We start from the raw sequence: 21,542 nt of genomic DNA, 5'->3' as shown, positions 1-21,542 counted from the left end.
CCCCCGGCTCCGCCCCGGGCCCCAAGCCCGGCCCCGACCCGCAGGTCAGGCTCGAGGACGGGCTCGACGCGGCCCTCGACGGCCAGGGCCGGATCCACCTCGTCGCCACCGACCCCAAGACCGTGCACCACTGGATGTCGCAGGGTCCCGGCGGCCCGCTGCAGCTGACCGAGGCCACGAAGCTCCCCGCCGCCACCGGCCCGCTGAGCCTCGTGCCCCTCGCGGGCGGCGGCATGCGCATGGCGCTGCGTCAGCCGAACACCTCCCGGGTGCTGGTCGCCGACCGGCTCGGCGACGACAAGGGCTGGCGCGTCTCGGCCCAGTGCGAGCCGCTCGGCGGCCACGGGCGCGTCGCCGTCGCCCAGGCCGGGAACACCACCGTCCTCACCGACCACGACAAGAAGGGCCGCGCGCGGCTGTCCGCGGGATCCGGCCGCCCCGGCCCGTGGGGCAAGGAGGGCGTTCCGTACCGCGGAGTCCCCGGCGTCGCGCTCGACGCCAAGGGCAATGCGGTCGTGGTCCTCATGGGCCTGGACAACAAGCTGAGCAGCGCACGGCTGCGCGGCTCGGGCAAGGACGCGTTCACGGACTGGATCGCCCACGACGGGAAGGCGTGGACGAACGTCCAGTCGTAGGGGCTCGGGCCCGTCGCGAACGCGCACACGGGGCCGGGATGCGGCGAAATGGGGTGGCGGCGGGGAGCGCGGCGCGTGTTGGATGCCTGTCGTGATCTCTGCCGACTCTTCCGCACACCCCTCCGATTCCCCCGCCGCCCGGCTGCTCGACCGGCTGGAGGGCTATTACGACAGCGTGCCGCGCAGCACGGCGCGGGCCGAGGACTTCGGCCCGCTCACCCTGTTCGTCCGCGAGGGCGAGGGCTGGCCGTACTACGCCCGGCCCGCCCGTGGCCCGGCCGGCGCCGGGCCGGTGACCGCCGCCGACGTGCTGCGGGTCCTGGCCCGCCAGCGCGAACTCGGCCTCCCCGAGAGTTTCGAGTGGGTGGCCGAGACGACGCCCGCGCTGCGAGCGGCCGTCGAGGAAGCGGGGCTGACCGTGCACGACCACCCCCTGATGGTGCTCGACCCGGGCACCGCCACGGCCGCTCCGCCACTCCCCGAGGGCCTCGCTGTGCGCCTGCTCGGCCCGGACGACCCCGCGCTGCCGAGCGCGGTGGCCCTCGGCCCGCTCGCCTTCTCCCAGCTCGGCACGGCGGTGGGCACCACGGGCACCGAGGAGCTGGCCGCGGCGGAGCGGCGCGCTCTCCGGGACGGCACGGCGGACCGTCTGGCGGCGCGCATCCGCGCGGGTCTGACGGTGATGGCCGCGGTCGTCCGCGGGGACACCGCCCTGTGTTCGGGCATGCACCAGCCGGTCGGCGCGGTCACCGAGCTCGTCGGCATCGGGACGCTGCCCGCCCTGCGCCGGCAGGGCCTGGGCCTCGCGGTCACCGCGGCCCTCGTCGCCGACGCGCGGTCGCGGGGCGCCGAGACCGTCTTCCTGTCCGCCGGCGACGACGACGTGGCCCGGGTCTACGCGCGGGCCGGCTTCCGCCGCGCGGCCACGGCCCTGATCGCCGAGCCGGCCGAGCCGAAGGCGCCGCGGGCCTGACCGGCCCCCGCTCGCCGGGTCAGGTCCAGTACAAGCCGCGCGCCCGCGACGTGGAGACGGTCCCCGGGTCGCGTACGCCCGGCGCCGGCGGGTCGTAACACGCCTCGAAGCGGACGCTCTCCCCTTCGGAGACGGACCCCTGATGGGTGAAGTCGACGAAGGACGCGCCGACCGTCGCGATGCGTTCGACGATCGGGCCGTTCCAGCGGGAGCCGTCCGCCCGCTGGTGGTAGAAGCGGCCCTGGAGCGTACTGCCCGCCGGGACGGTCACGGTCAGGAAGACCGTCGCCGTGTACGCCTTCGCGCCGCTGATCAGCGCCTCTCCGTTGACCGAGAGCGTCGTCCACGCCCCGGGGACGAGCGCCGCCGGCGCGTCGCTGTACTCGCCGAGCGTGCGCGGCGCACCGGCCGGCTGCGCCGCATCGTCGGGCCTGCCGGAGGCCCGGGCGACGATGGCGGGGAAGATCACGTCGTGGAACTGCCCCACGCGCGCGTCGCCCGGGCAGGCCGTGCCGCCCGTGGACCACTGCGGGAACAGCCGGTGGTAGCCGTAGCCGGGTTCGTCCCAGGAGCGGCAGATCCGTAACGGCAGGCCGTGGTACTGGTGCAGCCACACCCCGACCTCGACGAGTCTGTCGACCTGCCGGCCGGTCCACGGGTCGGTGTGTTCCAGGTTGGAGGCGGTCTCGATGCTGACCGCCCCGCTGCCGTCCGGGCGCAGGTTGGCCCGGTAGTTGGCGTCGGCGCGGGTCTGGGTGCCGATGTACTGCGCGAGATCGCCTCCGTAGCCGAGGCCGAAGTGCGACTCGAGGTTGGTGCTGTCGCGCCAGAACTCGTAGAGGCGGCGCGCGGTCCACGGCGCGCCGACGCTGTGCAGGATGAACTGCGTGGGCCGGATCGCCGGCTGGTCGTCCGACTCCGGCTGGAGCTCCATCTTCGTGGCGCCCGGGTACCAGGCCATCACGACTCCTCGGGGCTGGGGGGTGGGGGTGCGCGCCGCACCGCACGGCGACACGCACGTCTGTTCGCGGTATGCCCGTTCCCATGCCGTGCGCCACCGGGAACGCATGCTTCCGCTGGTGAGGATGCCGCCCGAAACTCCGGAGACTATTCGTACTCTTTGCGGTATTACTTCTGTTATGTCACGAAGCTTTGACGAACTGGTGGCCGAGGCCGAGGCCGCTCCCGTGGCCGGCTGGGACTTCTCCTGGCTGGACGGCCGGGCCACCGAAGAGCGGCCTTCCTGGGGCTATCAGCGCACCATGAGCGAGCGCCTGGCCCTCGCGGACGCGGCCCTCGACATCCAGACGGGCGGCGGGGAGGTCCTCGCCGGCGCGCGCAAGCTGCCCCGCACGATGGTGGCCACGGAGTCCTGGCCGCCGAACGTCGCCAAGGCCACGAAGCTGCTGCACCCGCTGGGGGCGGTCGTGGTCGCCGACGCCGACGAGCCTCCCCTGCCCTTCGCCGGCGAGGCGTTCGACCTGGTGACCAGCCGTCACCCGGCCACCGTGTGGTGGGAGGAGATCGCCCGGGTGCTCCGGCCGGGCGGCACGTACCTCGCGCAGCACGTGGGCCCGGCCAGCGTCTTCGAGCTGGTCGAGTACTTCCTGGGCCCGCAGCCGGAGGACGTGCGGCGCAAGCGCCACCCCGACGACGAGCGGCGGGAGGCGGAGGCCGCGGGGCTCGGCGTCGTCGACCTGCGCGCCGAGACCCTGCGGATGGAGTTCCGCGACGTCGGCGCGGTGATCTACTTCCTGCGGAAGGTGATCTGGATGGTCCCCGGCTTCACCGTCGACCAGTACCGCGACCGGCTGCGCGAACTCCACGAACGCATCACGGCCGAAGGCCCCTTCATCGCCCACTCGGCGCGCTTCCTCATCGAGGCCCGCAAGCCCGTGTGACGGCCGTGACGGCTGTGACGGCCGGGCCGGGCCGCGCGGGATCGCCCCGCGCGGTCCCCTTGGCCTTCCCCGGCCGGCCTCGGACCGGCCTCGGACCGGCCTCAGGTTGAGGACACCAAGTCCAGGTAACCGTCGTCCCACAGGTCCTCCGCGCCGTCCGGCAGCAGCAGGACCCGGTCGGGGCGCAGCGCCTCCACGGCGCCTTCGTCGTGCGTGACCATCACGAGGGCGCCGGGGTAGGCGCCGACCGCGCCGAGGACCTCGTCGCGCGAGGCCGGGTCGAGGTTGTTGGTCGGCTCGTCCAGCAGCAGCACGTTGGCGCCGGAGTGCACCAGGCCGGCCAGGGCGAGCCTGGTCCGCTCGCCTCCGGAGAGCACCCCGGCCGGCTTGTCGGCGTCGTCCCCGCCGAAGAGGAACGCTCCGAGCACGTGCCGGGCCTCGCCGTCGCCGAGGTGGGGAGCGGCCGCGGCGAGGTTCTGCCGCACCGTCAGCGCGGGGTCGAGCGTCTCGTGTTCCTGGGCGAAGTACCCGAGGCGCAGGCCGTGGCCGTGGACGACGCGGCCGCTGTCGGGGGTCTCGCGCCCGGCGAGGATCTTCAGCAGGGTCGTCTTGCCGGCGCCGTTGAGGCCGAGGACGGCGAGGCGGCTGCCCCGGTCGACGGCGAGGTCGACGCCGCTGAGGACGCTGCGGCCGCCGTAGGCCTTCGCGAGGCTGACGGCTCCGAGGGGCGTGCGCCCGCAGGGGGCGGGCTCGGGCAGCCGGATCCGGGCGGTCCGCTCCGTCCGGCGGACCGGTTCGAGGTCGGCGAGCATCCGGTCGGCGCGGCGGACCATGTTCTTCGCCGCGACGGCGGTCGCGACGTTGGCCCGCATCCGGTCCGCCTGGGTGCGCAGTGCCGCCGCCTTGCGTTCGGCGTTCGCCCGCTCCCGGGTGCGGCGCCGTTCGTCGGCCTCGCGCCGCGCGAGGTAGGTGTTCCAGCCGGTGTTGTGGATGTCGATGGTGGTGCGGTGCGCGTCGAGGTGGAAGACGCGGTTGACGGTGTCGGCCAGCAGGCCGGTGTCGTGGCTGATCAGGACGAGGCCGCCCTGGTGGGCCGTCAGGATGGTGCGCAGCCAGGCGGTTGCGTCGGCGTCCAGGTGGTTGGTCGGCTCGTCGAGCAGCAGGGTGCCGTGGCCGGCGAAGAGGATGCGCGCGAGCTCGGCCCGCCGCCGCTGCCCGCCGGACAGGGCGCCCAGCGGTTCGCCCATGCTCCGCGCGGGCAGGCCCACGCCGGCGGCGACGCGGGCGGCCTCGGCCTCGGCGGCGTATCCGCCGCGGGCCTGGAATTCGGCCTCGGCGCGGGCGTAGGCGGCCATGGCCCGCTCCTGGGCGGCCGCTCCGCCCGCTTGCGCCATGGCGGTTTCGGCGTCCCGCAGCGCGCGGACGGCCCGGTCCAGGCCGCGGGCGGAGAGGATCCGGTCGGTGAGCGGGGTGGTGGGGTCGGCGGCCGCCGCGTCCTGCGGGAGGTAGCCGAGGGAGCCGGTGACGGTGATGTCTCCGGCGGCGGGCCGGAGCTCGCCGGCCAGGGTCCTCATCAGGGTGGTCTTGCCCGCGCCGTTGCGGCCGACCAGGCCGATGCGGTCGCCGGGGGCGATGTGGAAGGAGACGTCGGACAGCAGGAGGCGGGCGCCGGCACGGATGCCGGCACCGCGAACGGTGATCATTGGATTACGCTCCGGAACAGCTCAAGGACACACGGGTGGCGTGGGATCGGGTCCTTGAGCTAAGAAATGCGGGGCGTAGACATGGGGGCGAGGGTAGCCGCGCGAGCGCGGCGGGCGCACCTGAATTACGTGCGCACGCGGATGACGTACCCGGATGACGCTCCCGGACGACCCCGGATCGTCGGGCGGCCCGTGAGGCGCGCCCGGATCGCGAGAGCGAGGAGAGAGGGCCCATGCGCATGCGTTCGAGACTCCGGATCCTTCCCGTCCTGACCGCCCTGGTGGCGGTCGCGGTGGCGCTGCCCGCGCTGTCGCAGTCGTCCGCCCGTCCGGAGGGCGCCGCGGCGGCGGCCACCGGGCGCGGCCGCGTGCCCGTTCCCCGGCCGGAGGCCACGGAGGTGGTGCTGGCCGTGCACGGCGGGGCCGGTACGGCGTTGCGGCGGGAGGACACCGACGCCCGCACCGAGAAGGCCTACCGCGACGGGCTGGCCGACGCCCTGCGCGCCGGCCGGAAGGTGCTGCGGGACGGTGGCTCCAGCGTGGCCGCGGTCGAGGCGGCCGTGCGGTCGCTGGAGGACAACCCCCTGTTCAACGCGGGCAAGGGTGCGGTGTTCACCGAGGACGCGGGGCACGAGCTGGACGCGTCGGTCATGCGCGGCTCGGACCTGGCGGCCGGTGCCGTCGCCGGCGTCCGCCACGTGCGCAACCCCGTCTCCGCCGCCCGGCTCGTGATGGAGCGGACGCCGCACGTGCTGCTGGCGGGCGAGGGCGCCGATGCCTTCGCCGTGCGCAACGGCCTGCCGGCGGTGACCCAGGACTACTACTGGACGCAGGCGCGCTGGGACAGCCTCATGAAGGCCAAGGAGCAGAGCAGGAGCGGTACTTCGCCGTCGGCGAGCCGGCAGATCGTGGGCGGACAGGCCGTGGGCGAGTCCGCCATGGGGACGGTCGGCGCGGTGGCCGTCGACGGCAAGCACGACCTCGCCGCCGCGACGTCCACGGGCGGCATGACCAACAAGATGGCCGGCCGCGTGGGCGACTCCCCGCTCGTGGGGGCCGGGACGTACGCGAAGAACGGGACGGTGGCGGCGAGTGCGACCGGCCACGGCGAGGTGTTCATCCGCGGTGCCGCCACGTCGACCCTTTCGCACCTGGTGGAGTTCGGCGGCAGGGACGTGGCCGCGGCCGCCCACGAGGTCGTGCACGAACGGCTCGCCCGGCTGGGCGGCACGGGTGGTGTGATCGCCCTCGCCCCCGACGGAACGCTCGCCGCCCCGCACAGCAGCGAGGGCATGCTCTACGGCTATCTGACGGCCGACGGCAAGCTCGTCACGAAGGTGTTCCCCGACGAGACGCGCACCGGCCGGTGACGACCCGCCGACCGGTGACGGCCCGGCGGTCGGTGACGGCCCGGCGACCCGTGACGACCTGCCGGCCCGTGACGGCTCAGCGTTCGTACACGTACATGGGCAGGCGCTCGGGAGCGAGGACGGCCCTGGCCGCCGGGCGGACGGCGGCGCCGGGAACGGCCTGCAGCCTCCAGCGGGCGGCCAGCGTCGCGAGCGCCATCGTCGCCTCGGTGAGGGCGAAGGACTCCCCGATGCAGCGGTGGGCCCCGAGCCCGAAGGGGACATAGGAACGCAGTGAAGCGTTCCGGTCGGCCGCGGGACCGCCGGCCGGAACGTCCTCCCCCGCCCAGCGGCCGGGCCGGAACCGGCTGGGCTCGGGGTAGAGGTCGCCACGGCGGTGGATGACGTAGGGGCTGAACACCACCGTGCTGCCCGCCGGCAGGCGCCGGCCCGCCAGCTCCGTCTCCACGGTGGTCACCCGCGGGATCAGCCACGCCGGCGGGTACAGGCGCAGGGCCTCGGTGACGACCCGGCCGGTCAGCGGCAGCCGGGGCACGTCCTGCGCGGTGGCCGTCCGCCCGCGCAGGACGCCGTGCGCCTCGGCGTACAGCTCCTCCGCGACGTCGCGGTGGTGCGACAGGAGGTGGCAGGACCAGGCGAGCGCGGAGGCGGTGGTCTCGGAGCCGGCGAGGACCAGGGCGGTGCACTGGTCGTGGACGGCGTGGTCGGCGACCGGCGCACCGTCGGGCAGACGGGTGGAGAGCAGATGGGAGAGGACGTCCTTGGGGCCGTCCCCGCCGGTCCCCGAGTGCGCGCGACGGGTGTCGACGAGGCGCGCGGTGTACGCCTGCCAGTGGGCCAGGGCGCGTCCGTAGCGGCGGTTGCCGGGGGTGGGCAGCCGGGCGGCCCACGGCAGGAGCGACTGCCGGTAGATGCCCTTGAGGAAGGTGTCCAGGGCCGCGTGGAGCTCGCGGCCCTCGGCGGGCGGCAGGTCGGCGTCGAAGAGCGCCCGCACCGCGGTCTTGGTGGCCAGGGCGAACAGCTCGCCGCCGAGGTCGATTTGCTGCCCGTGGCGCCAGCCGTCCACGGACTCGCCGATCGTCTGCCGCATGACGGCCGCGTACCGGGCGAGGTGGTCCGCGCGGAAGGCGGGCTGCATCAGCCGGCGCTGCGCCCTGTGCTCGGCCTGGGGGCAGGTCGCCAGGCCGTTGCCCATCGCGCGGCGGGATCGGCGGTACGAGGGGCCCTCCCGGTCGTAGGTCCGGTCGTCGGTCAGGACGCGGCGTACGAGGTCGGGATGGCACAGCACGAAAACCGGTTGCCGGCCGAGGCGGACCTCCACGAGGTCCCCGTGCCGGGGCAACGCGTCGAGGAAGGCCAGCGGCGCCCGGTAGAAGGCGGGCAGGTGCCCCGCCAGAGGCCGGGCGCCCGGCGCGCGCGCCGCCCGCAGGCCGGGGTCCGCGGGCGGCCGGTCGGGGCCACGGGTCGCCATGGGCGTGCCTCCAGGGTCGTCTGCGCCCGGAATCCGCTTCCGGGTACGGCGTCGTCACGGCAGCAGGGCACAGCAGCAGGGCAGCAGGGCAGCAGGGCAGGGCCACCGTAGCGAAGCCGTCCCCGCCGGAGGAACCGCCGCACCGCCCGGGCCGCCGGATCGGGTGAGGCCGCCGCCCGGCGGCGGGGGCCGGGCGGCGGGGCCAGGCCGCGGCGGCCCGAGGCGCGGTCAGCGGGTGGCGGAGGAGGGCGCGGTCGTCGCCGCCGCGGTGACGTCGGCGACCAGTTCCACCATGTCCGGCCCGTACGCGTCCGAGTTCACGACCTTCAGCAGGAGGCAGAACGTGCCGTCGAGCCCGTAGCGGTGGGCGAGCTGCCTGTGGTGGCCGGCCAGGTACCGTATGGCCGCCTGGTTGGCGACGCTGCGCTGGCCGGAGGCGAGGAAGACCGGCCGGCTGCCGCCGGGCCCGGTCAGCCGGGCGAGCAGCACGTACTCGGCCGTGCCCTTGTCCACCCGGTACGTCTCGCCGCCGACGGTGAGCGCGCCCCCGTCGGGCCCTCCGTGGGCGGTGGCCACTTCGACGCCGGGCAGCAGTGAGCGCAGGTGGGCTTCGGTGCGCCGGTTCGACACGGGCCCGCCGACGCAGAATTCGGTGCGCACGCCGATCCCCTGGCGGGCGGCGTCGTGCACCACGATGTCCGCGTGCGCCCCGCACTCCTTGATCAGCGCGGAGATCTCCAGCAGCGCGAAGGCGTCGTGCCGCGCGACGCCCCAGCCGCTCGCGCTCGGGTCCTGGTTGACCACGAGCAGGCACTCCGATCCCGCCGGGAGGCCGAAGAAGACCTGCTTGCGCCGGAGTTGGCGCCGCCACAGGAGGGTCCGGACGAACCAGCCCGCGGCGGCGCTGATCCCGCTGGCGACCAGGCCCAGCACGATGTTGCGCACGTCGTCGTTCATGAGCGGGCAGCCTACGGGCCCGGGCCGGGTCGGTCGACGGGCCTACGGCCGCAGCCCGAGGCGCGCGGGCGCCCGCGCGGGTAGCGTCCGGGCATGAAGATCGACTCGGAGACGGAGAGGCCTGCGGGCCCGGAGGCGTCCCGGGGCCCGCAGGCCCCGGAGGTCCGCAGCGGAGCGCAGCGCAAGCGGGACGTTCTGGAGCGGCTCGGGCAGGAGCCGGACGTCTGGGTCGCCTCGGCCGGCGCCGACGGGGTGCCGTACCTGGTGCCCCTGTGGTTCCTGTGGGACGGGGAGGCGATCTGGATGTCGACCCGGCACACGAACCCGACGGGCCGCAACCTGCGGGAGAGCGGCCGGGCCCGGCTCGCCCTCGGGCACACGCGCGACGTCGTCCTCGTCGACGGCGACGTGGAGACCTACGGAGCGCGGGAGGTGCCGGCCGCGGCGGCCGACGCGTTCGCCGCGCACACGGGCTGGGACCCCCGCAAGCAGGGTGACGCCTACGCCTACTTCAAGGTGCTGCCGCGCGCGGTGCAGGCGTGGCACGAGGAACCCGAGCTGCGCGGGCGCCACTTGATGCGCGACGGCGAGTGGCTCGTCTGAACGGCCACCGGTCGCCGCGGAGGTGTACCCCGGTCGCCGCGGAGGCGGTGCCCGAGGACAGCGCCGGGCGGCCCGGCACTGTTTCCGCCGACCGCCCGGCCCGCCCGTCCCCGAGGAGGTGCGGTGCGCCCGCTACGCCGCGGTGCGCCCTTCGCCGGGAACCGCGTGGTCCGCGTGGTCCGGGTGGTCCCGGCGGTCCCGGCGTTCGGCGTACTCCGGGTGGTCCGGCCCGGGTGCGAAGCGCGCGTTCCCCAGGACCTCGGCGCCGCCCGGGCGGCCGGAGGCGTGGGTGTTCAGCCCGGCCCTGGCGTCGACGGCGTACACGTCCACGTACTCCTGCTCCGACAGCTTCAGGATCGCGTACATGATCTCGTCGGTGACCGCGCGCAGCACGTGCCGCTGGTCCGCCATGCCCGCGTAGCGGGAGAAGTCCAGGGGTTCGCCGAAGCGGACCGTGACGGGCACCAGGCGCGGCATCCGCCGCCCGGCGGGCTGTGCCTCGAACGTGCCGATCATCGCGCACGGCACGACCGGCGCGCCGGAGCGGATCGCCATCTCCGCGACGCCGACCTTGCCCTTGTACAGCCGGCCGTCGTGCGAGCGCGTGCCCTCGGGGAAGATGCCGAGGAGTTCGCCGCGGCCGAGCACCTTCACGCCCTCCTCGACGGCGGCCTGCGCCGCGGCGCGGCCGGAGCGGTCGACGGGTATCGCGCCGAGCCCGCGGAAGAAGGCGGCGGCGAGCCTGCCCTTGAGGCCGCGGCCGGTGAAGTACTCCTGCTTGGCGAGGAAGGTGATCCGCCGCCTGAGGGTCACGCCCATCAGGAACTGGTCGGTGAACGACTGGTGGTTGCCCGCGACGATCGCCGCGCCCTGCTGCGGGACCCGGCCCAGCCCCTCCACCTTCGGCCGGAAGAGCCACCGCAGCAGCGGGATCAGCACCACGGCCCTGAACGCGCGATAGAACATGCAAACGCCCTTCTCCCAGAGAGCCCCCCGCGCCCGGGCACGCTACTCGCGGGTATGGATCAGGGGGAGAAGGCCGATTGAGCCACACCGTGGCCGATTGATTACGGAGGATTACGGTCGGCGGCCGTGCAGGACGCCCCACCGCAGCCGTCCGCGGCGCGCGGCGTCCACCCATACGGGCAGGTTCTCCTGCAGGTGGCCGAGGTAGGCGGCGCCGATGCGCCTGCCGAGCTCCGCCGCGCGCGCCGCGGTCTCCTCCGCCAGCCGGACATAATGGTTGACCAGTTGACCGCTGTGGTCCTCGAATCCGACGTCGGACAGGCCGAGGCGGACCAGCTGCTCGCGGTAGAAGGACACGGTGGCGAGGGCGTCCACGCCGAGGCGGGAGACGGCCGGGCGCAGCGCCTCCGCGGGCGCGTCCTCGGCGGCCATGATGTCGGTGAAGGCCAGCACGCCCCCGGGCTTGAGCACCCGCGCCGCCTCGCTCAGCACCTTCGGCCGGTCGGCGCTGTGGCAGAACGCCTCCAGGGAGCACACGGCGTCAAAGTGTCCGTCGGGGAAGGGCACGTCGTGGAAGGAACCGGTGACGACCTCGATGCGATCGTCCAGGCCGCGTTCGGCGTTGGCCGCGCGGTGCCGTTCGTTCTGGGCGGCGCTGAGGTTGAGGGCGACGACGCGGCAGCCGAAGCGCTCGGCGAGCCGGCGGGCGGTCCCCCCGTATCCGGAGCCGAGGTCGATGACGGTGGCGCCGGGGCCGAGGCTGCCTGCGAGCCGGTCCGCGACCCGCTCGACGGTGCGGCGGGAGGCGTCGGCGATCGGCTCGCCGGCGCGGGCGTAGATGCCGGTGTGAATGTCCTCGCCGCCCCAGACGGCGTCGTAGAAGGCGTCCACGTCGCCCGAGTCGTAGTAGCTGCGCGTGGCGTCCTCGTTCACTTTCTCGTTCACCAGTGCTCCTCTCGCCCGTGGGACCGATCAGGATCAGCCTCACCCCTGCCCAGCGCCGAACACAGGGACGAACCGGCCATGATCGGATCGCGCTCAGCGAGCGGCGAGCGCGTGCAGCATCCGGACGTACGGGCTCCAGCGCGCGGGCTTCGCCACCGCCCCCGTGCAGGCGAGCTCGGCCCGGTCGAGGCTGTCCTCCAGGCACGCGTCGTGGAGCGGGCGCCAGAAGAGCGGCCAGGTGAGGCGGGCCGGGCCGCGGGCGGCCATGGAGAGGGTGTGCCGCAGGACCGTCCGGCCGCCGTCGGCGGGCAGGACGGCGTACTCGTGGAAGCCGTGGAAGCCGCGCGGCCCGGTGAAGGCGAAGCGGACCCAGGTAGCGGGGACGTAGGCGGCGACGCGGTAGCGGACCGGGCCGTGGCCGCCCGCCGCCCCCGGGCCGAGGGGCCGGTCGAAGGCCATCGGGGGCCAGGGGCCGCGCGGCCACAGCCGGTCGGCGTCGCTCGCGAGGCCGTCGATCAGCGCCCCCGCCTCCCGCTCTGTGACGGGCAGCAGGCGCTCGTGCACGTTGTGGACGTCCATGGGTCCTCCGTCTCCGAAAGATATAGAGAGATCCCTCTAATATTATGGAGAGTACCCTCCAACTCATGGCCCGACCACCCCGTTTCGACCTCGACCAGCTCCTCGACGCCGCCGTACGGCTCGCCGCGACCGCCGGACCGGCCGGTGTGACGATGTCCGCGGTTGCCAAGGAGGTGGGCGCTCCGAGCGGTTCGGTGTACCACCGCTTCGCCGGGCGGACCGTGCTGCTGGCCGAGGTGTGGCTGCGGACGGTGGAACGCTTCCAGGAGCGCTGGTTCGCCGCACTCGAAGGGGAACCCGAAGGGGCATCCGAAGGGGCATCCGAAGGGGCATCCGAAGGGACATCCGCAAAGGAGACCGACCCGCGGCGGGCAGGGAGCGCGGCAGCACGCCACGTCGTCGCCTGGAGCCGCGCCCACCCGCAGGAGGCCGCCCTCCTGCTCTACGGTGCCCGGGACTTCGGGCGTGCCGAGTGGCCCGGCGAACAGGCCGAGCGTGCCGAGCGCGGCCACCGGCGGGTGCGGGCCGCCGTGGCGCGGCTCGCCGCCGCGCTGGGCGCCGACGATCCCGCGGCCCGGGAGCGCGTCTCCCTCGCCGTGATCGACCTGCCGCTCTCACTCGTCCGCCGCCACCTGCGGGCGGGCGAGGCCCTCCCCGCCCACGCGGAGGACCTCGCCGAGGAGTGCACGGCGGCACTGCTGAGCGGGCTGCCGGGCGGGGAGCACCCGCACGCCTGAGGCTCGGCGATGGCCGTACGCCTAGTGCACGGCAGCGCCCGTCAGCTTCTGCAGGACGCGGTCGCGCAGGAGCTCGTATTCCTCGCGCAGGCGCTTGATCTCGGGCGGGCGCGGGATGACCACGCCGCCCGTGACGATCTCCTCGGGGGAGAACTGCTCGCGGGTGAGGTCGATCTCCACTCCCCCGCCGAGGCGGTTCCACCAGTGGAAATCGGTCTGCACGCCGTCGACGCGGACCTCGCCCCGTATGAGCTCACCGCCGAGCAGGTCGTTCAGCACCATCGCGGTGACGCCGCACTGGTCGCGCGCCGGATTGCCGGGCGTCCAGCGCGAGCGGTACTCCGGGGTGCACGTGTCCGCGCCCCAGCTGCTGCGCAGGGCCTTTTCGATGTCGGTCAGGAGCCAAGGAGTCATGCCGGGCATCCTCCCAGCACCCACTGACAGCCCTGGCAGAGCCGGGAGAGCCGGCAAGCGTGTACGTCACGCCTCGTCGCTGGTCATTGCGAGGACCACCAGGTCGACGAGGTGACGGCCGTGTAGCCCAGCGACTCGTACAGCGGCCGTCCGAGCCGCGAGGCGGTGAGTGTCACCGGAAGGTTCGACACGGGCGCGAGCGAGCCGAGCATGACGGCCCGCCCGACGCCGCGGGAGCGGTGCTTCGACGACGTGGCGACCCAGTAGTGGCTGCCGACCCCCTCGTGGACGACAGTGACAGCCGCTCCGACCGCCTCGCCGTCGAGGACGGCGAGAAAGACGTCCACGCCCGGCTGCTCGATCAGCTTCGTGGGGAACATTTCGCCGGGACGGTAGGGGGCGAATCGCGTCAGCTCGAAGCCGTCGATCACGATCTGCTCGGCGGTCCGCAGCTCGTCCGTCCTGCGGACCCGGGTCACCTCCATCGCGGGGGCGGCGGCAGGGCCGGGCGGGCGCACCATGATTGGCATCTGCCAGTTGCGCATGCCCAGGTGACTCAGGTCGGTGGAACTGAACGGATCCTCAGCGTCCACCGGTCCGGTCGACCGGCCTGCCAGCTCGGTCAGTTCGGCGATATCGTGCGCGTCGAGGTCGGGTTCCTGCAGCAGGACGCGTGTCCCGGCGCGGTCGCCCCCGACCACCGCGAGGAAGCCGCGCCGGCGGATCACCTCGTGGCCGCGGGAGTCTGCGATTGCGGCCCAGAACGCGGCGGAGTTGCGAGCCTGGCGTATCACCCCGTCCCCGAAGTCGGCGGGGTGACCCGGATGGTCCTGCCCGCTTCGATCCTCGACACGAGCGTCGGGGGTGGTCTGCCACGTGTTGGCCACGGATGACTCCTGTTCGGTCCTGTGCGGTGATCCGGGCGAAGGCGCGGACGAGGCCCGAGTGGAAGTCGACTCGGGCCTTCGTCATGTCTCCGACCTAACGACGTAATGTCGCTGATCGCCGGGCCGATCTCAACCGAGATTGCCGGGCCGTTCGCCTGCTTCTGCCGGAGCCGCCCGCCGGGGCCCGTACCGCAAGTGCCTGGTGAGGATGGCGAAGAGCCCATGCGCGATCCAGAATGAGGGAATGGTCACCCTTGAGACTCCCCGTTTGATCCTGCGTCGCTGGCGCGAGGAAGACGTTGCGCCCATGGCTGCCGTCAATGCCGACCCCGAGGTCATGCGGTGGATCCGTGACGGCAGTGTCCGTGACGAACAGCAGACGCGCGGCGGGATCCGGGCGTGGGAGAGCGAGTGGGAGTCACAGGGCTTCGGCCTGTTCGCCGTGGAGATCCGGTCCACCGGCGAACTGGCCGGGTTCACCGGCCTTTCGGTGCCCCACTTCTTGCCGGAGGTACTGCCGGCGGTTGAGGTCGGCTGGCGGCTGGGACGCTCCCACTGGGGGCGGGGCCTGGCCACCGAAGCCGCTGCGGCCGCTGTACGGTTCGCCTTCGAAGAGCGAGGGCTGGAGCGGGTCGTCAGCATCACTCAGGTGGGCAATGACGCCTCCGAACGGATCACGGCCAAACTGGGAATGCGTCCCTTCCGTGAGACCGTCAATCCCACCTGCGGTCGGCGAGTCCGGGTGTTCGCGTTGTCGTCGGACCAGTACGTCCCGGCCGCACGTTGAAGGGCCGGGCGTGCCGGCCCTTCTCCGCGATGCTGTTACCGCCAGCCCTGCTCCACCGTGGCCGGGGCGGTGTTCCAGCTCTTGGGGATGAACGTGATCATGTAGGTTCCGCGGTCGAAGTCCGCGTACCCTGCCGACCAGTTCCGGAACTTGCTCTCGTATACGTGCATGGGGCCCAGGCCACTATGGGGCGAGTGATAGTGGTCGCCGTGGGTCCACACCGTCTTGTCGGCATCCGCTTCCGTTTGGGCCCCGAACCAGCCGTAGTCGAAATTGACCCAGCTCTCGCCGGGGCCGGCGGGGCTGCGCGGGACGCTCCTGTCCCTCGACATGTCGACCAGGCCGGTGCCCTGGGCGGGGCGGAAGGCTTCCGGATCGCCGTACTTCCTCCTGTCGGAGGAGCCCCGCTGGTCCTGCCCGCTCCAGAAGTGCTTCGAGTAGATCACCGCTTTCATCCGGGACGGGTCGTAGTTGCCCCCGTCCCTTTCCTTGAACGACGGTGTGTTCCGCAGCGCCGAGTAGAAGTTCGAGCGGCTGTCCTCGTAGAGCAGAGCGTCGTTGTTGTTCGTGAGCGCCGTCTTGAGGTTGTCGATGTACGTCCCCTCGTCGTGGGCGCTCTCCAGGGCCTTGTTCATGATGGACGCCACATCGCGCGCCCGCTTGAAACCCTTCTCCTCGTCGAAGCTGTCCTTGGCGATGCGGCCCTCGAACTCCGCCCGCGTTTCACCGGGCCGGAGGCCGGCGTTCTTGAGGTCGTTCTTGTACTTGTTCTCGTCGAAGTACGCGAAGGCCAATTTGTTCGCCGGGTAGGGACCCGAATTGACCCAGGTGACGCCGACGCAACCGTAGGACAGCTTTTCGCGCTGCTCTTCGGTCATTTGCTGCTTCTTGCCGTCGCGGTGGCTGTAGACCTGCTGCCACTTGCGTATGTAGTTGTTGACGACCGTCGTGGCCCTGCCTCCGTAGGCCCGGTACGCGTCGGGCATCCTGTCGAGCGGCTCGGCCGGAGGGGTTTCCCTGTCGTCGGTGGTGCCGGGCGCCCGGAGGGACGGTCCGGCGCTCGGCGGAAACTCACCCGGGGGCCTGCCGGGTTGCCCCAGCGCCAGGGCGCTTTCATTGAGTGCGTTGATGTTCTCGACGTCATCCGCCGTCAGGCCGTGCGTTGCGGCGTAGGACCCCTTCCCTTCCCTGTCACCACTGCCTGCCGCCTGGCTTACCGACGGGATGAGTCCGGCAGTGCATACGACTGCGCCGGCGGTGGCGAGGGTGAGAAATCTCAGGCGTTTGTCCATGGAAATCAGCAACTCCCTTGTGGTGAATGTCGTGGAACGAGGGCGTGCGAGGGCGCGCAGGGCGCGCGAGGGCACGACGCGATGGAGGGGTTTGCGGAGATCTGCCGTTCAGGTCCTTCGCCGTGCTGTCCTGCGTCGCCGTGCCGCCGGCAGGAAGGCCGCCGCCGCGAGGCGGAAGGAGAGGCAGTGATACGGGAAGATGGCGCGGTGGTGGCGCAGGGGCGGCGCGCTCGTCGCCGGCCCGGTGCGGGCCGGGGGCGGCCGGTCAGGGCGGTGCCGGCGCTACATCAGGGTCGTCGCCGAGGCGACGACGCGGGCCCGGTCCGGGTGGCCGGGGTCGCCGTAGCGGACCTCGACGCGCGGGTGGGAGCGCATGAACGCGGTGTCGGCCAGGCGGACCTGTCCGGGGTGGTCCACCGTGCGCACGGCGATGTCCGTGTCGAGGAAGAAGCTGAACTCGCCCGTGGCCGGGGCGTAGACGAAGAACTTGCCGCCCTCGAACTTCTGCTGCGCGACGTCGTCCGTCAGGACCAGCGACCAGAAGCCCACACAGTGGCCCGCGGGACACATGAACCGGAAGTCGGCCCGCAAGCCCTCCAGTTCCATCCAGCGGAAGGGATTGTCGTCGCCCGCGTTGATCGTGGCGGGGGTGACGGCGGACGCCGGGGCGGTCGTGGCCGGGGCGGCGGCCTGGGCCCCCTGGGCGAGGGGCAGGGCGAAGGCCGCGGTCACGGCGGCGGTGGTGAGGGCACGGAGAGCGGTTCTGCGTATCACTTCTCGGCTCCTGGATGAGTGATCAGGCTGATACGAGCAGTGATCATGTCTCCGCGTTAACTTCCCGGCAACATCACGGCTTTGAAACCGGCCAACCTGCCACCGAGGCGGTATCCGGCCATGCCTGTGATCCGGACCGGCGTGGGGGATGCGACCTCTTGATCCGTGCGGCCGGAATCTGTGCGTCCGCCAGCGGCCGGTGGACCGCGTGGTCGCCCGGGCAGTCCGGGCGGGGAGAGGGCCGCTGGTCTGCTGGGGACGGCGGCGCCGGAACCGTACGCCGGCGGCAAGGCCGACGGGGCCTCCCACGTAATACAGCGCCCGTCGAGGGCGTGTTCCCGCCTGTGTCGGGCAGTGGCCGGGTCGGCTCGGCGATGGCGCCCGGGGGGACGCCGGTGGAGGTGCCGCAGGCCCGGGGCGTTTTCGGTGGCCGGAGAGTCCAGGAGGGTGCCGACGCCCTCCGTCGGCGTGGAGACCGGGGCTGCGGGTCGTGCCGCAACGGAGCGCCGACCGGTGTCTCGCAGGCCGTGAGGGTCGACTTGATGTCGCCTTCGGCGTCGTGGCCGAAGCGGGCGCGCCCGGACCGGCCCCCCCGGTGGAGGTGAGGCCGGCCCGGGCGTCAGGGCGTCAGGGCGTCAGCAGTGGGGGATGCCCTTCTGCGGGTCCCCCTTGGTGTCGACGTTGCCGCCCCAGACCCACACGCCGGGGTCCATGTAGCGGTTCATGGGCTTGCCCATCCAGACACCGCCCTGATACCAGACGTTGGTGTGCTGGCCGCCGGAGCTGACGTCCTGCCCGCGCTTCCAGCAGTCGATGTCGATGTAGGCACCCCGGCCCGCCGTGCCGTAGACACGGCTCTTCAGCTTCGGGGCAGCACGGACGTTGCTGTGCAGGTCGATCGTGTATCGGTCCTCCACCTTCACCGAGGCGGACGGGGCGGGCGCGGCCTGAGCGACTCCGGCGGCGGTGCCCGTGATGAGGAAGGCCGTGACGGCCGTCAACAGGGCCGCGGTTCCGGCCGGGGTGAGCGATTTCCCGTGCATGATCGGTCCTCTCCCACGTGTGGCGTTGCCGGCTGTGCCGGATCGTTCGCCGGACGTTGCCCAAACTAGGGATCCGGGTCGCCGGACACATCGGGGCTAACCCTGAACCGCGGCGGCGCCGGGCCTGCACACGCGCGCCTTCCCGCGCGCTTCCCGAGTACGGACAGAGCAGCCCCGGTGGCGACTTGGGAGCTTCTTGACCGCGATTCACTCGTAGCAGCGATCACCCGATGGTGTTCGGGCTGCGGCCGCCGCGCACGGCCGCCTAGGGTGCTTGGACGTGACCGTCTGACGGACGAATCGAGGACACGTGGACGAGGAAGAGGACCGCAGGCTGCGGGCGATCGCGCCGGAGATCTCGCACACCACCATCGGGCTGATGCGCACCATCGTCGGTCTCGAACCGGCGGAAAGGGTGCCGGAGGAGGCGCTCAAGGTGGCGGACCGGGTGCTCGCCAAACACGGTACGGACGGGCTGCGGGTGCTCGTCATGAGCCTCTCGGGGTGGATGGCGGTCGGCATCGAGAACGTCGCGCACCTGAAGGGCCAGACGAACGAGGCCATCATCGACGACATCGAGCTGACCTGCCTGGAGGCCAACCCCGACGGCTGAGGCGCGGCAGGTGAGGAGCCGCGGGAAATCGGCCGAGTGGTCAACATCTCCTCCGGTCCCGGGAAGTCGCCCCCTACTGTGGAGTACGTCGGCGCGACGCCCCCGGGAGGACACCATGACCAGCTCGGTCGAGCACCGTTTCGTCGAGGTCAACGGAGTGACGCTGCACGTCGCCGAACAGGGGCGGGGGCCGCTGGTCGTCCTGCTGCACGGCTTCCCGGAGTGCTGGTACTCCTGGCGGCACCAGTTCGGCCCGCTGGCCGGGGCCGGGTACCGGGTCGTCGCGGTGGACCAGCGCGGATACGCACGCAGCGAACAGCCGGGCGATCCCGGCGCGTACAGCATCCTGCACCTCGCCGGTGACGTCGTCACCCTGATCCACGCCCTCGGCGAGGAGAGCGCGGTGGTCGTCGGGCACGACTGGGGCGCTCCGGTCGCCTGGACCACGGCGCTGCTGCGGCCCGACCTCGTCCGCGGCGTGGCCGGCCTGAGCGTGCCTCCGCAGCCGCGCGGCCGGACGGCACCGCTGCCGGCACTGCGCTCCCTGCTCGGCGACGGCTTCTACCAGCTCTACTTCCAGGAACCCGGCGTGGCGGACGCGGAGTTGGCCCGGGACCCTGCGACGACATTCCGCCGGATCCTGTTCAGCGGCTCGGGCGACAGCCCGCAGACCGACCCGCCGCGCCCCTGGGCCGTCCCGTCCGGCCGCACGCTCCTGGACACGATGGCGGAGCCGAAGGAGCTGCCGGGCTGGTTCACCGAGGAGGATGTCGCCGTCTTCGTGGACGAGTTCTCCGCGCACGGCGACCGCGCCTTCACCGGCGGCCTGAACTGGTACCGCAACCTCGACCGGAACTGGGAGCTCCTCGCGCCCTTCCACGACCTCCGCATCGAGGTCCCCGCGCTGTACGTGGGAGGCGACCGCGATCCCGTCCGCGGCTTCCCCGGCATGGAGCGGCTGCTGGCGTCCCTGGAGGAGACGGTGCCGGGGCTGCGCCGCAGCGTGACTCTTGAGGGCTGCGGTCACTGGACGCAGCAGGAGCGCCCGGAGGAGGTCAACGCCGAGCTCCTGGAGTTCCTTTCGTCCCTGAACGCCTGAGCCCGGAGGATTCCGCCATGACCCGCATGACCGGTACGACCGGTGCAACCGGCACGACCGGCGACACGATGCTCGCCGGACGGCTCGACCTGCGCTCCGGCGGTTTCGCCGTCGAGGAGATACCCGTGCCCCGGCCCGGCCCGGGGCAGGTACGCATCAAGGTCGAGGCCGCCGGCATCTGCCTGTCCGACGTGCACCTCATCGACGGCAGCCTCAAGCCCGCCCGCACGCAGGCCGACAAGGTCACGCTCGGCCACGAGACCGCCGGCGTCGTCGACGCCCTGGGCCCCGGCGTGCCGGCGGAGTGGACGGTGGGCCGCCGCGTCCTGCTGCAGGCGGGCGAGCGCTGCGGCACCTGCCGCTCCTGCGAGCGCTTCACCGCCCCGTGCCTGCGGCTGCTGACCCGCGGCGTGGACTACGACGGCGGCTGGGCCGAGTACGCCCTGGCCGGTCACCACACGCTGGTCGCCCTCCCCGACGAGCTGCCGTTCGAGCAGGCCGCGATCATCCCGGACGCCGTGTCCACCCCGTGGTCCGCGATCACCCTGACGGGCCGGGCCCGGCCCGCACGCCCGGCGGGCGTCTGGGGCGCGGGCGGCCTCGGTACGCACGCCGTGCAGCTGCTGCGCCTCGTCGGAGCCGCGCCGATCATCGCGGTCGACCCCTTGGAGGCCGCCCGGCGGCGGGCGCTCGGCTTCGGCGCCGACCTCGCGCTCGACCCCGCCGACCCGGATCTGCGCGAGCGGATCCGGGAGGCGACCGGGGGCCTCGGGCTCGACCTCGCCCTCGACATGGCCGGTGTCCCGGCCGTGCGCGAGCAGGCCGCCGGCTGCCTGGCGGCGGACGGTCGCCTGGTCCTCGTCGGGCTCGGCCCCGAGCCGCTGACGATCACCGACAGCATCGCCTTCAGCGTCCGGCAGCAGCAGGTCCTCGGGCACTACGGCTCGGAGCCGGGGCACGTCGACGAGCTGGTCGCCCTCGCCCGCCTGGGCCGCCTCGACCTCGGCCGCTCCATCAGCGGCACCCTGCCGCTGGCGGAGGCCGCCGCCGGCGTCGAGCGGTTGCGGAAGAAGGAGGGCGACCCGGTCCGGCTGATCCTCACTCCGTAGGACCGCGCCTCGGCCTCACTTGGTGACGGCGGGCCGCCGCGTTCGCCTGGACCGCAGCAGGAGCACCCCGGCGGCCGCCACGGCGGCGACGCCCACGCCGGCACCGACGACGAGGCCGGTACGGGAGGAGGAAGAGGAGGAGGACGCAGGGGCGGCCTCCGAGGACTCCCGGGCCGCGGAGGACGCGGCGTCCCGCCGGGCAGCCGCGGAACCGGCCGGAGCGGACGACTCCGGCGCGGCGGCGTTCCCGGCGGGAGCCGGCCCCTTCCCGGCCTCGCCTGCCCCAGCCCCTGCCCCGGCCGTGACCGTGACCGTCCCCTCGCCGTGGCCGAGGTCCGGGAAGCCGCAGTGGACGACGACCTTCCACGTGCCCTGCGGGAGGGCCTCGCGGGTGGTGTAGGCCCCCTTGCCGCCGTTTTTGCCCTCGGCGGCCACGAGCTGCCACGGGCCTGCGGTCCGCCCGTCCGGGCCGGTGGCCGTCAGGGTGCCGGCGACGGCCTCGTCCACGGGGTCTCCGTCGTTCTCCCAGGTCGCCACGGTCCGTACGTGGCCGCCCTGCTCGCCGCCGACGGCGAAGTGGATGGTGTCGCCGTGTGCGGCGGCCGTTCCGGGCGTGCCCAGGACGAGGAGGGCGGCGCATCCGAGCGCGGGGGCCAGGGTGGTGGGGCGCAGCTTCATCGTGGC

22 protein-coding genes and 1 pseudogene are annotated in these 21,542 nt (G+C 73.3%); 10 read left to right on the top strand and 13 right to left on the bottom strand.

The genetic code is table 11. The annotated features are described in order from the left end of the window. Positions 1–635 (top strand): annotated as a pseudogene (locus ACSNOG_RS24215) (PIG-L family deacetylase); the annotation flags it as partial. Between the two features lie 91 nt (positions 636–726). Next, complete coding sequence (locus ACSNOG_RS24210; protein ID WP_436754813.1) at positions 727–1,608, top strand: GNAT family N-acetyltransferase; 882 nt, start codon at positions 727–729, stop codon at positions 1,606–1,608. A 19-nt stretch (positions 1,609–1,627) separates the two neighbouring features. On the opposite strand, the gene ACSNOG_RS24205 is transcribed toward ACSNOG_RS24210, so the two are convergent. Further along, positions 1,628–2,569: a peptidoglycan recognition protein family protein gene (locus ACSNOG_RS24205; RefSeq protein ID WP_436754812.1), complete on the bottom strand. Its 942-nt coding sequence runs from the start codon at positions 2,567–2,569 to the stop codon at positions 1,628–1,630. Between the two features lie 178 nt (positions 2,570–2,747). On the opposite strand from ACSNOG_RS24205, the gene ACSNOG_RS24200 reads away from it, so the two are divergent. Continuing rightward, positions 2,748–3,509, top strand: a complete 762-nt coding sequence (locus ACSNOG_RS24200) for a class I SAM-dependent methyltransferase (protein ID WP_436754811.1) — start codon at positions 2,748–2,750, stop codon at positions 3,507–3,509. A gap of 101 nt (positions 3,510–3,610) precedes the next feature. Here ACSNOG_RS24200 and ACSNOG_RS24195 read toward each other — a convergent pair whose 3' ends face one another. After that, positions 3,611–5,212, bottom strand: a complete 1,602-nt coding sequence (locus ACSNOG_RS24195; protein WP_436754810.1) for an ABC-F family ATP-binding cassette domain-containing protein — start codon at positions 5,210–5,212, stop codon at positions 3,611–3,613. Positions 5,213–5,445: 233 nt separating this feature from the next. On the opposite strand from ACSNOG_RS24195, the gene ACSNOG_RS24190 reads away from it, so the two are divergent. Continuing rightward, positions 5,446–6,582, top strand: coding sequence for an isoaspartyl peptidase/L-asparaginase family protein (locus ACSNOG_RS24190; RefSeq protein WP_436754809.1), 1,137 nt, complete (start codon positions 5,446–5,448; stop codon positions 6,580–6,582). A gap of 76 nt (positions 6,583–6,658) precedes the next feature. Here ACSNOG_RS24190 and ACSNOG_RS24185 read toward each other — a convergent pair whose 3' ends face one another. Next, complete coding sequence (locus ACSNOG_RS24185; protein ID WP_436754808.1) at positions 6,659–8,053, bottom strand: cytochrome P450; 1,395 nt, start codon at positions 8,051–8,053, stop codon at positions 6,659–6,661. Between the two features lie 228 nt (positions 8,054–8,281). After that, entirely contained in the window at positions 8,282–9,010 is a 729-nt protein-coding gene (locus ACSNOG_RS24180) for a hypothetical protein (protein WP_436754807.1), read from the bottom strand. A 93-nt stretch (positions 9,011–9,103) separates the two neighbouring features. Here ACSNOG_RS24180 and ACSNOG_RS24175 point away from each other — a divergent pair, with 93 nt between their 5' ends. Then, complete coding sequence (locus tag ACSNOG_RS24175) at positions 9,104–9,613, top strand: pyridoxamine 5'-phosphate oxidase family protein (RefSeq protein WP_436754806.1); 510 nt, start codon at positions 9,104–9,106, stop codon at positions 9,611–9,613. Between the two features lie 132 nt (positions 9,614–9,745). Here ACSNOG_RS24175 and ACSNOG_RS24170 read toward each other — a convergent pair whose 3' ends face one another. The 3 genes from ACSNOG_RS24170 to ACSNOG_RS24160 form a co-directional block, all read right to left on the bottom strand. Then, positions 9,746–10,579, bottom strand: coding sequence for a lysophospholipid acyltransferase family protein (locus tag ACSNOG_RS24170; RefSeq protein ID WP_436754805.1), 834 nt, complete (start codon positions 10,577–10,579; stop codon positions 9,746–9,748). Between the two features lie 111 nt (positions 10,580–10,690). After that, entirely contained in the window at positions 10,691–11,524 is an 834-nt protein-coding gene (locus ACSNOG_RS24165) for an SAM-dependent methyltransferase (protein ID WP_436754804.1), read from the bottom strand. A 93-nt stretch (positions 11,525–11,617) separates the two neighbouring features. Then, complete coding sequence (locus tag ACSNOG_RS24160; RefSeq protein ID WP_436754803.1) at positions 11,618–12,103, bottom strand: SRPBCC family protein; 486 nt, start codon at positions 12,101–12,103, stop codon at positions 11,618–11,620. A 65-nt stretch (positions 12,104–12,168) separates the two neighbouring features. Between ACSNOG_RS24160 and ACSNOG_RS24155 the strand changes: the two genes are divergently transcribed. Further along, on the top strand, positions 12,169–12,840 hold the full coding sequence (locus ACSNOG_RS24155) for a TetR/AcrR family transcriptional regulator (protein WP_436754802.1): 672 nt from the start codon (positions 12,169–12,171) through the stop codon (positions 12,838–12,840). Positions 12,841–12,861: 21 nt separating this feature from the next. On the opposite strand, the gene ACSNOG_RS24150 is transcribed toward ACSNOG_RS24155, so the two are convergent. Further along, positions 12,862–13,254 (bottom strand): YunG family protein, encoded by a 393-nt coding sequence (locus ACSNOG_RS24150; protein ID WP_436754801.1) that lies wholly within the window; start codon positions 13,252–13,254, stop codon positions 12,862–12,864. An 83-nt stretch (positions 13,255–13,337) separates the two neighbouring features. Beyond that, positions 13,338–14,141 carry a GNAT family N-acetyltransferase gene (locus ACSNOG_RS24145; protein WP_436754800.1) on the bottom strand — a complete coding sequence of 268 codons (804 nt, stop codon included), beginning with the start codon at positions 14,139–14,141 and terminating at the stop codon, positions 13,338–13,340. A gap of 244 nt (positions 14,142–14,385) precedes the next feature. Here ACSNOG_RS24145 and ACSNOG_RS24140 point away from each other — a divergent pair, with 244 nt between their 5' ends. Then, complete coding sequence (locus tag ACSNOG_RS24140) at positions 14,386–14,928, top strand: GNAT family N-acetyltransferase (RefSeq protein WP_436754799.1); 543 nt, start codon at positions 14,386–14,388, stop codon at positions 14,926–14,928. Positions 14,929–14,963: 35 nt separating this feature from the next. On the opposite strand, the gene ACSNOG_RS24135 is transcribed toward ACSNOG_RS24140, so the two are convergent. The 3 genes from ACSNOG_RS24135 to ACSNOG_RS24125 all read right to left on the bottom strand — a co-directional run bounded on the left by ACSNOG_RS24135 (position 14,964) and on the right by ACSNOG_RS24125 (position 18,037). Next, positions 14,964–16,220, bottom strand: a complete 1,257-nt coding sequence (locus ACSNOG_RS24135) for a protein-glutamine gamma-glutamyltransferase (RefSeq protein WP_436754798.1) — start codon at positions 16,218–16,220, stop codon at positions 14,964–14,966. Positions 16,221–16,502: 282 nt separating this feature from the next. Continuing rightward, positions 16,503–16,994, bottom strand: coding sequence for a hypothetical protein (locus ACSNOG_RS24130; protein ID WP_436754797.1), 492 nt, complete (start codon positions 16,992–16,994; stop codon positions 16,503–16,505). Positions 16,995–17,629: 635 nt separating this feature from the next. Continuing rightward, a complete protein-coding gene (locus ACSNOG_RS24125) occupies positions 17,630–18,037 on the bottom strand; it encodes a hypothetical protein (protein WP_436754796.1) in 408 nt (135 codons plus the stop codon). Positions 18,038–18,347: 310 nt separating this feature from the next. Here ACSNOG_RS24125 and ACSNOG_RS24120 point away from each other — a divergent pair, with 310 nt between their 5' ends. From ACSNOG_RS24120 to ACSNOG_RS24110, 3 genes are all read left to right on the top strand, one after another. Next, entirely contained in the window at positions 18,348–18,650 is a 303-nt protein-coding gene (locus tag ACSNOG_RS24120; protein WP_058041490.1) for a hypothetical protein, read from the top strand. A 115-nt stretch (positions 18,651–18,765) separates the two neighbouring features. Next, entirely contained in the window at positions 18,766–19,749 is a 984-nt protein-coding gene (locus ACSNOG_RS24115) for an alpha/beta fold hydrolase (protein WP_436754795.1), read from the top strand. Positions 19,750–19,766: 17 nt separating this feature from the next. Beyond that, the gene (locus tag ACSNOG_RS24110; protein ID WP_436754794.1) at positions 19,767–20,858 is read left to right on the top strand and encodes a zinc-binding dehydrogenase; all 1,092 of its coding nucleotides are present in this window, start codon (positions 19,767–19,769) and stop codon (positions 20,856–20,858) included. Positions 20,859–20,873: 15 nt separating this feature from the next. Here the strand turns inward: ACSNOG_RS24110 and ACSNOG_RS24105 are convergent. Continuing rightward, positions 20,874–21,542, bottom strand: a 669-nt coding sequence (locus tag ACSNOG_RS24105) for a hypothetical protein (RefSeq protein WP_436754793.1), incomplete at its 5' end; no start/stop codon positions are given.

This window comes from Streptomyces sp. URMC 124 (assembly GCF_051386455.1).
Taxonomy (GTDB): domain Bacteria; phylum Actinomycetota; class Actinomycetes; order Streptomycetales; family Streptomycetaceae; genus Streptomyces.
The sequence above is the reverse complement of the archived record's forward strand: the minus strand, read 5'-3'. Positions and strand labels throughout refer to the sequence as shown.